The 12,011-nt window shown below is 72.6% G+C and carries 12 protein-coding genes; 5 read left to right on the forward strand and 7 right to left on the reverse strand.

What is annotated here, in order from left to right:
* The first annotated feature begins 16 nt into the window (after positions 1–16).
* Complete coding sequence (locus CK485_RS16630; RefSeq protein WP_109453101.1) at positions 17–262, forward strand: hypothetical protein; 246 nt, start codon at positions 17–19, stop codon at positions 260–262.
* 42 nt (positions 263–304) lie between these two features.
* Here CK485_RS16630 and CK485_RS16635 read toward each other — a convergent pair whose 3' ends face one another.
* Both CK485_RS16635 and CK485_RS16640 read right to left on the reverse strand, forming a co-directional pair.
* Complete coding sequence (locus CK485_RS16635) at positions 305–724, reverse strand: hypothetical protein (protein WP_109451383.1); 420 nt, start codon at positions 722–724, stop codon at positions 305–307.
* A gap of 186 nt (positions 725–910) precedes the next feature.
* On the reverse strand, positions 911–2,119 hold the full coding sequence (locus CK485_RS16640) for a methyltransferase domain-containing protein (protein ID WP_199239367.1): 1,209 nt from the start codon (positions 2,117–2,119) through the stop codon (positions 911–913).
* Between the two features lie 324 nt (positions 2,120–2,443).
* On the opposite strand from CK485_RS16640, the gene groES reads away from it, so the two are divergent.
* Both groES and groL read left to right on the forward strand, forming a co-directional pair.
* Complete coding sequence (gene groES / locus CK485_RS16645) at positions 2,444–2,752, forward strand: co-chaperone GroES (RefSeq protein WP_109451385.1); 309 nt, start codon at positions 2,444–2,446, stop codon at positions 2,750–2,752.
* A 153-nt stretch (positions 2,753–2,905) separates the two neighbouring features.
* Complete coding sequence (gene groL / locus CK485_RS16650) at positions 2,906–4,531, forward strand: chaperonin GroEL (RefSeq protein WP_109451386.1); 1,626 nt, start codon at positions 2,906–2,908, stop codon at positions 4,529–4,531.
* A gap of 188 nt (positions 4,532–4,719) precedes the next feature.
* On the opposite strand, the gene CK485_RS16655 is transcribed toward groL, so the two are convergent.
* The 4 genes from CK485_RS16655 to CK485_RS16670 all read right to left on the reverse strand — a co-directional run bounded on the left by CK485_RS16655 (position 4,720) and on the right by CK485_RS16670 (position 8,525).
* Positions 4,720–5,493 (reverse strand): SDR family oxidoreductase, encoded by a 774-nt coding sequence (locus tag CK485_RS16655; RefSeq protein WP_109451388.1) that lies wholly within the window; start codon positions 5,491–5,493, stop codon positions 4,720–4,722.
* A gap of 229 nt (positions 5,494–5,722) precedes the next feature.
* Entirely contained in the window at positions 5,723–6,424 is a 702-nt protein-coding gene (locus tag CK485_RS16660) for an MOSC domain-containing protein (protein ID WP_109451390.1), read from the reverse strand.
* A 3-nt stretch (positions 6,425–6,427) separates the two neighbouring features.
* Positions 6,428–7,000 carry an MOSC domain-containing protein gene (locus tag CK485_RS16665; protein WP_109451392.1) on the reverse strand — a complete coding sequence of 191 codons (573 nt, stop codon included), beginning with the start codon at positions 6,998–7,000 and terminating at the stop codon, positions 6,428–6,430.
* A 472-nt stretch (positions 7,001–7,472) separates the two neighbouring features.
* A complete protein-coding gene (locus tag CK485_RS16670; protein ID WP_109451394.1) occupies positions 7,473–8,525 on the reverse strand; it encodes an aminotransferase class V-fold PLP-dependent enzyme in 1,053 nt (350 codons plus the stop codon).
* Positions 8,526–8,607: 82 nt separating this feature from the next.
* On the opposite strand from CK485_RS16670, the gene CK485_RS16675 reads away from it, so the two are divergent.
* On the forward strand, positions 8,608–9,540 hold the full coding sequence (locus CK485_RS16675; protein WP_109451396.1) for a LysR family transcriptional regulator: 933 nt from the start codon (positions 8,608–8,610) through the stop codon (positions 9,538–9,540).
* Between the two features lie 423 nt (positions 9,541–9,963).
* Here the strand turns inward: CK485_RS16675 and CK485_RS16680 are convergent, their stop codons facing one another.
* Complete coding sequence (locus CK485_RS16680) at positions 9,964–10,269, reverse strand: WhiB family transcriptional regulator (RefSeq protein ID WP_109451398.1); 306 nt, start codon at positions 10,267–10,269, stop codon at positions 9,964–9,966.
* A 757-nt stretch (positions 10,270–11,026) separates the two neighbouring features.
* Between CK485_RS16680 and CK485_RS16685 the strand changes: the two genes are divergently transcribed.
* On the forward strand, positions 11,027–11,638 hold the full coding sequence (locus CK485_RS16685) for a response regulator transcription factor (RefSeq protein WP_003948568.1): 612 nt from the start codon (positions 11,027–11,029) through the stop codon (positions 11,636–11,638).
* Positions 11,639–12,011: the final 373 nt, after the last annotated feature.

Here is a 12,011-nt window from a genome sequence, read left to right on the forward strand (position 1 = left end):
CGGCGCCGTCGCGGTGATGTGGGAGGCGCGGGCCGACGAGGGCCGGGGCGCCGAACTGCTGGCCTGGGCACGCGAGCAGCGGCTCCCTGGGGAGCCGCTGCGTCGCGAGACGTTCCGCGCGCCCGGGGACCGGGTGCTGGTCGTCACCTGGTGGTCCGCGCCCGCCGCCGAACCCTTTCCCGAACTCGCCGACCCGCCGGGGGAGTTGGTCCGGCGGCCGGTGCACCGCTGGCGCTTCGAGTCGGTCGAGGTCGTCGGCTAGGGGCCTGCGGGCCCCGCGCGTTCCACCCGTCCCGGCGGGCGCTCAGTTGGCGTCCGCCGGCACCCGGGTCACGGTCAGCACGACGTCGTCGTGCGGATGGGCCGGGGTGGGGAAGGTGTTCTGCGTCTGACCCGGCGTCAGCTCGAAGCCGTCGCCCAGCTCGCCCAGCGAGGTGTCGGGTCCCGGCGTGATGCGCACGGGGTCGGTGTTGGACGGCAGGTTGGTGCAGGTGATCTGCGTGCCGTCGATCGGCATGACCTCGGAGCTGGCCGGGGTCTTGGCGTTGACGTAGAAGACGTTGTCGCCGATGTTGTCCCCGTGGTCGTTCCAGGCGACGCAGTTGATGACGACGTCCGGATCACTGGCGGCGTCGTCGGCGTAGGCCGGGACTGCCGCGGCGATGGTGCCGATCGCCACGCCGGAGGCGGCGATGACTCGGGCCCAGCTGGATCGGGTGAACATGACGTGCCTCCCATCGGAGGTCGGGTCGTCCCCGAGGTAGACGAGCCTACGACGGATGCCTGCGCTCGGCATGTCGGCACTCACCGTGGGTGATCGCGGGAGGTGGGGAGGGGGTTTCGGGCGTGACGAACGGTGACCTGGGGGCGCCGCGAGGGGGCCGGGCCCGCGATGCCGGCGCGGAGGCGTTCAGGCCGCCCGCGCGGGCGAGCCGAGGAGCATCGTGGGCGCCCCCGCGACGCGGGTGAGCACCACCGTCGCGGAGTTGGGGCCCTGCGGCCTGATCCGCCTGCGCAGTTCCTCCGGTTCGACCGCCGAGCCGCGCTTCTTCACGGTGAGCGTGCCGACCTGACGCTCCCTCAGCAACGCCTTCAGCCTCTTGAGGTTGAACGGCAGCACGTCCGTGATCTCGTAGGCCGTCGCGTACGGGGTCGGACGCAGGGTGTCCGAGGTGACGTACGCGATGGTCTCGTCGATCAGCCGCGCACCGCCGAGCCGTTCGGCCACCTCCGCCACCAAGTGGGCGCGGATCACGGCCCCGTCGGGCTCGTAGAGGTAGCGCCCGACCGGGCCGACCGGCGGATCGGGCAGCGTGCCGCCGGTCAGCTCCGCCCGCGCGGGCAGCAGGGTGGCGCGGCGCTCCCCGGCGCGGGTGCCGAACCACAGCACCGCCTCCTTCACGTCCCCGCGGTCCGAGACCCACTCCGCCGCCGCGTCGTCCGGGACCGCCTCGTGCGGGATGCCCGGCGCGACCTTGACGGCGGCGTACCGGACGCGGCGGGCCGCCTCGATCGCCCAGGACAGCGGGGGCGAGTAGGCCTCCGGGTCGAAGATCCGGCCGCGTCCGGCCCGCCGCGCGGGGTCGACGAAGACCGCGTCGCAGCCCGCGTACGCCGGGTCCGCGGGGTCGAACGCCGTCACGTCGTCCCGCGTCACGCGGATCAGGCCGTCGAGCCCGAGGGCGCGTGCGTTCGCCTCGGCCACCGCGCAGGCCTGCGGCGAACGGTCGACCGCGACCACCTCGATCCCGGCCCGCGCCAGCGCGATCGCGTCGCCGCCGATGCCGCCGCACAGGTCGGCGACGCGCCTGACGCCCAGGGCGCGGAAGCGTTCGGCGCGGTGCGCGGCCACGGTCGAGCGCGTCGCCTGCTCGACACCGTCGGGCGTGAAGTACATCCGTGCCGCGTCGGCGCCGAACTTCGCCTCCGCCCGCCGCCGCAGCCCCGCCTGCGCGATCGCCGCGGACACCACGGGGGCCGGGTGGTCGCGGCGCAGGCGGGTCGCCGTCGCCAGCTCGTCCCCGGGCGCGTAGTCGCGCAAGGAGGACAGCAGGGCCTGCCCGTCGTCGGTCAGGAGGAAGGCGAAGGCGTCGAGATCCACCGGGCCATTGTCGGTCATCGCGGATGCCGGTCCTCCCGCACGGATGCCGGTCTCCTGCGCATGCCTGGCCTCCCTGCGCCTGCGCATGCCGGCCGGCCGTCGCGAAGCGGTCGGGGACGCCGCTGTCGGCCATGGCGAGGCCGTCGAGGACGCCGCCGTGGGCGTGGCGTTGGCACTCCGCTTGACCGAGTGCTAAGTCCGTCCTAGTCTCGGCTCTGGCACTCTCCATCAAGGAGTGCCAAGCAGCGACGAGGCAGGTCCGGCACCCGCGACGACGGGCCTTCCAGGTCGCCACCCCAAGACAGACACTCCCGTGAGCTCTCCGAAGGGGGAGGTCGGATCGTGACGACCGCCAGCACCAAGGTTGCCATCAAGCCGCTCGAGGACCGCGTTGTGGTCCAGCCGCTCGAGGCCGAGCAGACCACGGCCTCGGGCCTGGTCATCCCGGACACCGCGAAGGAGAAGCCCCAGGAGGGCGTCATCCTCGCCGTCGGTCCGGGCCGCTTCGAGGACGGCAAGCGCATCGAACTCGACGTCAAGGTCGGCGATGTCGTGCTGTACAGCAAGTACGGCGGCACCGAGGTGAAGTACAACGGCGAGGAGTACCTCGTCCTCTCGGCTCGCGACGTCCTCGCGATCGTCGAGAAGTAATTACGGCACCGCTCCCCGCGCCCGCGCGGGGTCCGGCTCCGTAACCCGGCTTCATACCAAGCAGCCGTGATCCCGCCCCGGGTTTTCCGCGTCCTACGGACCGGGGACCCGGGGCGCGGTCTTTGACGAGGAAATGACGAGGTAGTACGAGGCATGGCCAAGATCCTGAAGTTCGACGAGGACGCCCGTCGCGCCCTTGAGCGCGGCGTCAACAAGCTTGCCGACACGGTGAAGGTGACGATCGGCCCCAAGGGCCGCAACGTCGTCATCGACAAGAAGTTCGGCGCCCCGACCATCACCAACGACGGTGTCACCATCGCCCGCGAGGTCGAGGTCGAGGACCCGTACGAGAACCTGGGCGCCCAGCTGGTGAAGGAGGTGGCGACCAAGACCAACGACATCGCGGGTGACGGCACCACCACCGCCACCGTGCTGGCCCAGGCGCTGGTCCGCGAGGGTCTGCGCAACGTCGCCGCCGGCGCCTCCCCGGCCGCCCTCAAGCGCGGTATCGACGCCGCCGTCAAGGCCGTCTCCGACGACCTGATCGCCACCGCCCGCCCGATCGACTCCAAGGAGGACATCGCCGCCGTCGCCGCGCTGTCCGCCCAGGACAAGCAGGTCGGCGAGCTGATCGCCGAGGCGATGGACAAGGTCGGCAAGGACGGCGTCATCACCGTCGAGGAGTCCAACACCTTCGGCCTGGAGCTGGACTTCACCGAGGGCATGGCCTTCGACAAGGGCTACCTGTCGCCGTACTTCGTCACCGACCAGGAGCGGATGGAAGCGGTCCTGGAGGACCCGTACATCCTGATCCACCAGGGCAAGATCGCCTCGATCCAGGACCTGCTGCCGCTGCTGGAGAAGGTCATCCAGGCCGGTTCCAGCAAGCCGCTGCTGATCATCGCCGAGGACGTCGAGGGCGAGGCCCTGTCGACCCTGGTCGTCAACAAGATCCGCGGCACCTTCAACGCGGTCGCGGTCAAGGCCCCCGGCTTCGGCGACCGCCGCAAGGCGATGCTCGGCGACATGGCCACCCTCACCGGTGCCACCGTCGTCGCCGAGGAGGTCGGCCTCAAGCTCGACCAGGTCGGCCTGGACGTGCTGGGCTCCGCCCGCCGCGTGACCGTCACCAAGGACGACACCACCATCGTCGACGGTGCCGGTGACAAGGCCGAGCTGGAAGGCCGCGTCGCCCAGATCAAGGCCGAGATCTCCACCACCGACTCGGACTGGGACCGCGAGAAGCTCCAGGAGCGCCTGGCGAAGCTCGCCGGCGGCGTCTGCGTCATCAAGGTCGGCGCGGCCACCGAGGTCGAGCTGAAGGAGAAGAAGCACCGTCTGGAGGACGCCATCTCCGCGACCCGCGCCGCGGTCGAGGAGGGCATCGTCTCCGGTGGCGGCTCCGCCCTGGTGCACGCGGGCAAGGTGCTGGAGGACTCCCTCGGCAAGGAGGGCGACGAGGCCACCGGTGTCGCGGTCGTCCGCCGCGCCGTCGTCGAGCCGCTGCGCTGGATCGCCGAGAACGCGGGCCTGGAGGGCTACGTCATCACCTCCAAGGTCGCCGACCTGGAGAAGGGCCACGGCTTCAACGCCGCCACCGGCGAGTACGGCGACCTGGTCAAGGCCGGCGTCATCGACCCGGTGAAGGTCACCCGCTCCGCCCTGGAGAACGCGGCCTCCATCGCCTCGCTGCTGCTCACGACCGAGACCCTGGTCGTCGAGAAGCCGGCCGAGGAGGAGCCCGCCCCGGCCGGTCACGGTCACGGTCACTCGCACTGACGCCGACCGTCCGTCCGCCTGAGCACTGAGGCCCGGCGCCCCGAGGGAGCGCCGGGCCTCATGCGTTGGCGTCCCGCGCGCGGTCAGCATGGTCAGCGGGGGCGCGTGGTCGGCGCGGTCAGCTTGGCCCGCGGAGGCGCGTGGTCCGCGGCTGCGGGCGGGCGCGGCGGCGGAGGGTCCGGTCGCGGTCAGCGGGGGCCGAAGCGGCGGCCGAGTCCGGTCGTGAGGCGGCCGAACGCCCCGGCCGGTGCCAGCCGGCCCAGTGTCACCGCGGTCTTGTAGCGGACGTCCGGCACGCTGACCGTGCGGCCGCGCGCGAGATCACGCAGCGCCGCGGCGACCACCTTGTCGGCGTCCAGCCACGCCCAGGACGGCAGACCGCTGGTGTCCATCCCCGCCCGCCGGTGGAACTCCGTGTGCACGAACCCCGGGCACAGCGCCATCAACCGCACGCCGCTGCCCGCCAGTTCGCGCGCCGCGCCCTCGGTGAACCGCACCACCCACGCCTTGCTCGCCGCGTAGGTCCCGCGCGGGAAGAACGCCGCCACCGACGCCACGTTGACCACGAACCCCCGCCCGCGCTCCCGCATCGCCCCGGCCGCCGCGTACGTCAGCCGCAGCACCGCCTCGCAGTGCACCGTGAGCATGGTGACCTCGTCCTCCACCGGCGCCTGGAGGAACGGTGCCCGGTTGCCGAACCCGGCGTTGTTGACCAGCACGTCGACCGGCCGCTGCGGGTCCTTCAACCGCGCCTCGACCCGCGCGATCCCGTCCGGCGTCGACAGGTCCGCAGCCAGCACCTCGACTGCCACCCGGTACCGCTCGCGCACCTCGGTGGCGGCCTCCTCCAGCCGCCCGCCGTCCCGCGCCACCAGCACCAGGTCGTGCCCGTCGCCCGCCAGCCGCCGCACGAAGGCGGCCCCGAGCCCCGCCGTCGCACCCGTGATCAGTGAGGTCGTCATGCGGGAAGGCTAGTCCGCGCGGTCGGTGGCGTTGCTCCCGGTGGGCGTCTGGCCTGCCGGAGGGTGTTGCCGGTCTCGCGGAGGGGTGTCCTGCATGCCGGGGGGCGTCTGGCCTGGTGGGGGCGTCCGGCCTGGCGGGGGCGTTCCTGCCTGCCGGGTGGCGTCGCGTCCGGCCCGGCGGAGGGTATTTCTGCCGGGAGTCTGCCGGAGGGCGTTGGCGGTCTCGCGCTCACGCCATCGCGAGCCGCTGCCGGATCACCTTCGCGTGGCGGGCGTTGAGCGCGTCCCCTGCGTCCAGCACCCTGGGCAGCAACGCCGCCTCCGTCGTCATCGCCCGGAACTGCAAGGCGACGCTCACCCCGTGCTCCGGCCGCCGGACGACCTCGATCGCGTCGCCCACGCGGACCTCACCCGGCCGGATCACCCGCAGGTACGCGCCCGGCACCGCCGCCCGGGTGAAACGCCCGACCCATCCCTTCTCGCCGAGCCACACGGCGAACGTCCGGCACGGAATGCGCGCCGACGTCACCTCCAGCAGGGCATCCCCGCCGACCCGCCACCGCTCGCCGATGAGCGCCCCGCTGACGTCCACACCCTCGGTGGTGAGGTTCTCACCGAACATGCCGTTGGCCAGCGTGCGGCCCAACTCCTTCTCCCAGTCGTCGAGATCCTCCCTCCCGTACGCGTAGACGGCCTGATCGTCGCCGCCGTGGAACCGCCCGTCACCGATGTCGTCGCCCGCCAGCCCGCTGCGCCCGACCGGGTCCGCGCTCCGCTCGCGGGGCGCGGCGACCGCCACGGGCCCGTCGACCGGCCGCTTGTCGATCCCGGTGAAGGCGGCGTCGGCGTAGTCCACGACCTGCGGGACCGCCAGGTTGACCGACACCAGCCGCGGCTGCCTGTGCCGCTCCGGCCGACCGGTGGATGTCATCGGCTACTCACCGCCCATCTCGCGACGGAAGGCGGCGGCGACGCTCTCGCCGCCGTGCTCCGGCCGCCGGACGACCTCGATCGCGTCGCCCGCCCGGATCTCGCCCGGTTCGATCACCCGCAGGTACGCGCCCGGTCGTGCGGCCAGGGTGAACCGCTTCATCCACTTCGGCTCGCCCAGCCATCCCTGGAACGTCACGCAGGGGACGCGCGGTCCGGTCACCTCCAGCACGACACCGCCGACGCGCCACCGCTCGCCGATGAGCGCGGCGTTGACGTCCAGGCCCTCGGTGGTGAGGTTCTCGCCGAAGGTGCCGTTGGCCAGCGTGCGGCCCAGCTCCTTCTCCCAGTCGTCGAGATCCTCCCTCCCGTACGCGTAGACGGCCTGGTCCGTCCCGCCGTGATGCTTGACGTCATAGGCCCGGTCGCCGGCCAGCCCCACTTCGCCGGTGCCCTTGGGCCCCGGGGCATGGACCGCCACGGGCCCGTCGACCGGCCGCTTGTCGATCCCGGTGAGAGCGAGTTTCTTCCACGGGTTCGAACGCGGCACCCCGACGTTCACCGAAAGCAGCTTCATACCCCGACGGTACGGCCGGGACGGACGCGGCGTGGGGCCTTTTCCTCCGGGGCGACGTGGACGGCCCAGGGCGTGGGCAGCCGAGGGCGTCCGGGGTCCCGGGGCGGCGTGGCACGGCGTCCGGGCCAGGGAGGCCCAAGGCGTGGGCAGCCGAGGGCGTGGCTCGTTCGGGTGCCGTGCCGTGCCGTGGCGTGACGTGGCAGAGCTGCCGCAGCGTTGCGGGCCGGGCCGGGCGGGACGGGCGTCGCGTGGCCGGGGCGGGTCTGCCGGGGCGAGGCGGGCGTCGCGTGGCCGGGGCGGTTTGGCACGGCTCCGCGTGGTGAAGTGGGGTGGCGAACCACCTCACGCACGCGGGCGCCTTTCCCATGGCCGCGCGTCCGCGTCCGCGCGGGGCACCTCCCTGCCCGGCACCCTGCCGCGCCACCCCCCCGGGGAGGCAGCCGCAGCGCTCAGGCTCACAGGGCTGAGGCCCTCAGGCCCGCAGGGCCGAAGCGATCACCTCCAGCAGGCGGTCCACGTCGGCGGCCGAGTTGTAAAGGTGGAACGCCGCGCGCAGATTGCCCGCCCGAGCGGCCAGCTGGATGCCCTCCCGGGAGAGCGCCGGTGCCAGATGCCCGAGCCCGGCTATCGCCACGATCGGGGAGCCGCCAGATATCGGCTCGTGGCCCAACTCGGCGAGACCGGACCGGAACCGGTCCGCCAGCGCCAGGTCGTGCGCGCCGATGGTCTCGACACCGATCTCCTCGACCAGCGCCAGCGACGGCGCGGCGCCGACATAGCTGAGATGGGCGGGGGACAGATCGAACCGCCGCGCCGACGAGGCGAGTTCGGCGATCGGCCCGTAGCAGGACATCTCGGGGACCTCACCCGCCAACCAGCCCGCGAAGACCGGCGTCAGCTCAGCGGCGGCCGGCTCGCCGACGGCCAGGAAGCTCGCTCCGCGCGGGCACATCAGCCACTTGAACGCTCCGCACACCACGTAGTCGAACTCGCCTGCGTCCAGCGGGAGCCAGCCCAGCGACTGTGTGACGTCCACCAGGGTGCGCGTGCCGTGCGCCGCGGCGGCCGCCCGGATCGCCGCGAGGTCCGCCACCCGCCCGTCCGCCGACTGCACCGAACTCACGGCGACCAGCGCGGTGCCCGGCCGGATCTCCTCTGCCACCCGCTCCAGGGGAACAGCCCGCGGCTTGAGGTCCCTCCGGACGGCGAAGGGGTTCACGAGCGAGCTGAAGTCGCCCTCGGCGACGAGGACTTCGGCCCCTTCGGGCAGGCCGGAGGCGATCAGGCCGACGTGCACGCTGACCGCCGAACCGACCGCGACCCGCTCGGACGGCACCCCCGCTATCCGCGCGAACGCCTCGCGCGACGCGGTCACCGCGGGGTCGAAGGAGGACAGGTCCCCACGGGACCAGCCGTCCAGGGCCTCGCGCACCGCGGCGGCCGACCGGGCCGGGCCCAGGCCGTAGGACGCGGTGTTGAGATAGATCGTCTCGGCTGCGAACTCCGTGCTCCTCAAGCTGTCCATGTCCTCAGCTTGGACCCCCTCGAACTCAAAGTCCATTGAGAATAAGTGGCATTCACCCCTAAGGATTGCTTATGGTTGAGGAATGATCGAAGCACGCCATCTCCGGGTACTACGTGCGGTGTCCAGGACCGGCTCCTTCTCCGCCGCGGCGCGTGAGCTGGGCTGTACCCAACCGGCCGTGAGCCAGCAGATGAAGGCGCTGGAGTCGTCCGCCGGCACCCCGCTGCTGATCAGGGCCGGCCGCGAGATGCGGCTCACCGAGGCAGGCGAGGCCCTCACCCGGCACGCCGCCGGGATCCTCGCCGGGCTCACGGCCGCGGAGGAGGAGGTCGCCGCGATCGCCGGACTGCGGGCCGGGCGGGTGCGGCTGATCTCGTTCCCCTCCGGGATCTCCACCATCGTCCCGCCCGCCGTCGCCGGGATGCGGGCCGAGAACCCGGGAACGCAGATCTCCCTCGAGGAGGCCGAACCGCCGCAGTCCGTCGAGATGCTCCGTTCGGGTGACTGCGAGATCGCCCTGGCCTTCCGCTATCCCGACATGCGGGATGCCGAGGACTGGGACGACCTGGTGGTGCGCCACCTGCTCACGGACCGGCTGGTGGGCCTCGTCCCCTCGGGCCACCGCCTCGACACGACGTCCGGCGCGGTCGAACCAGGTGCCTCCGCAGGCGGGCGGCCCGTCGACATGGCCGAGTTGGCGGACGAGCAGTGGATCGCGGGCTGCCCGCGCTGCCGGGGGCACCTCGTCGACATCTGCGAGGCCGCCGGCTTCACTCCGCGCATCGACTTCGCCACAGACGACTACCCGGCCGTGGCGGGCCTTGTCGGCGCGGGCCTGGGCGTCGCGATGCTGCCAGAGCTGGCCCTTCGCGCGGTGCGGGCCAAGGGCGTCGCGGTCGTGGACGTCCGGCCGGCGGTGCGCCGGGAGGTCGTGGCGCTCACCCTGCCCGACCTCGCCAACGTGCCCGCGGTGAGCGCGATGCTCGACCGATTGGCCTACGCGGCGATGCGCTGAGGAGCGCTGCTGGGGGCTGGGGGAGTCCTTGAGGTGTGCTTGGCGTCTTGTGCGTGGCGCCTCGGGCTCCGGGGCGGGAGCGCGGCGCTCAGCCGCTGGGGAGGCGCGCGGGGGCCCGTTCGGCGGTGCTTCGGCGGTGAGGAGTGCTTCGACGTCTCGCGCTTTCGACCGCGCCTGGCGGGTTCGGCGGCTTCGAGCGTCCGCCGGGCTGAGGGTCCAGGCGTGGCGCCTGGCAGACCGCACGCCACCTCCAGCCCCTCCAACCTTCCCCGAGGACCCGGTCGTCCCCCCGGGACCCAGCCGCCCCCGGGACCCGGCGGCTCCGCGAAACCGAGGCGTCCCCGAGACCGCGTTACGCCATACGAGTGGTCCGGCCGCAGAGGGCCTGTCTTCCTCCCGTAGTTCAAAAGAAGAAACGATTCGTCAGTTGCTTGTGCTGCTGATCAGCCGGTTCCGCGAGCGGCCCATCATCTCCTCGCGCTCGTCCTCGGTGAGACCACCCCAGACGCCGTAGGGCTCTCTGACCGCCAGGGCGTGAGCGGCGCACGCCGCGCGGACCGGGCAGCGCATGCACACCTCCTTGGCGGCGGCCTCCCGTGAACTGCGTGCGGCGCCGCGTTCGCCCTCGGGGTGGAAGAACAGAGAGCTGTCGACGCCCCGGCAGGCGGCCACCAGTTGCCAGTCCCAGAGGTCGGCGTTGGGGCCAGGGAGACGGGAGAAATCTGCCATTGCTCATCCCCTCGAACGGTCTTCCTGAGGTCTGCCGCGGCACATCCTCCCGCGGCTGTGCACATTCAGTGTGTAACTGGATGTAAATATGACTCATTGCCAATCTAGCCTCAACACCCCTACTCGGGGAAAAAAGCCTCCAAACAGTTCAAAATCCGACACTGTTGTGTCAGGCCCGCTCATCGGTCTGTCCGGAGTGCTCCGACGTCGCGCAGAACAGGTCGCTCCGACGCCCCGGGTACCCCGTCCGTTCTGCCTCTCACCTGGCCGCGCGGCGGGCACCGCGCCCAGTGGCCGTGCGGGCCCCGGGTCCGGGTCGCCCTCGGGGCGTGCGCGCCGTGCCCGCGTCGTTCCCGCGCCGAGCGATGCCCCGTACGGGTGGTGAATGTCCCGCGAGTGGGCGCGCCCGTCGGTGGCGGGTGTTCTCAGGGGAGGCGGCCGTGCGGTGTCGGTGGGGGGTCCGGAGGGCGTCCCGGCGGTGGCGGCGCGGGGTTCGCGTGCGCCCGTGCGCTCCGGCAGGAGAGGGGATTGCACCGCTTGGTGGAGCCGGATAGCTGATTCGTGTCCGTGTGATCACGTAGAGTGTCGGGGACGGCTGCCAAACTCCGTAACTCTTTCGAGTGAGCGTCGTTGAGAGTGCGGAGGTGGTTGAACGGCGAGGCAAACGGGCACCGGCCCGGCGCCGTCGGCCCCACCGGTGACGATTCGTACCAGCCTGGAGGCTCAACGTGAAGCGGATCAGCTGCGGAGGGCGGTCATGACATCCGTCCTCGTCTGCGACGACTCCCCGCTTGCCCGAGAGGCGCTTCGCCGTGCGGTCGCGACCGTGCCCGGCGTCGAGCGCGTGACGACGGCGGCCAACGGCGAGGAAGTCCTCCGCCGCTGGGGCGCCGACCGGTCCGACCTCATCCTGATGGATGTCCGGATGCCCGGACTGGGGGGCGTCGAGACCGTACGGCGCCTGCTGTCCGCCGACCCGGGCGCGCGCATCATCATGCTGACCGTCGCGGAGGACCTGGACGGGGTCGCGCTCGCGGTTGCCGCCGGTGCCCGCGGCTACCTGCACAAGGACGCCTCCCGTGCCGAACTGCGGGCCACGGTCACCCAGGCACTCGCCGACCCGACGTGGCGGCTCGCGCCCCGGCGCCTGCGTTCCGCCGAGATGGGCGCCGCGCCCACGCTGACCGCGCGGGAGATCCAGGTGCTGGAGGGCATGAGCCACGGCCGTTCCAACGCGGAGATCGGCCGTGAGCTGTTCCTCTCCGAGGACACCGTCAAGACCCACGCGCGCCGGCTCTTCAAGAAGCTGGGGGCTTCCGACCGGGCGCACGCGGTGGCACTCGGCTTCCGCTGGGGCCTGGTGCGCTGAGGAGCGCGTCATGCGCTGTTGTGGACGGGGGCGGTTCGCCGCCCCGCCCCGGCCGCACCTGCCCCGGGGCGCGCCCGCGCGCCGACGGTGTCGCGCGCCCCGGCGCGACACCCACCAGGGCCGACGCGAGCGGAACGGGCGGGTGGCGGCCGCGCGGAGCGGTTGCCGGACGCCGGTCGCGGGGGCGCCCGGCGGAGCGGAATCGCGGGTGAAGTTCCGGATGTCCGCCCGAGGACGCATGCTTGACGTATGGACTTCCTCGGGGACCGACGAGAACTGCGGCGGGCAGTACCTCCGTACGGGGGTGTGGCGGTGGGGTCGGCCGCGGCGGTGGACGCCACCGCGGCGTCCGGACCGGAGGAGTCGCGGGGGG

This window comes from Streptomyces sp. ICBB 8177, assembly GCF_003144095.1.
Classification (GTDB): domain Bacteria; phylum Actinomycetota; class Actinomycetes; order Streptomycetales; family Streptomycetaceae; genus Streptantibioticus_D.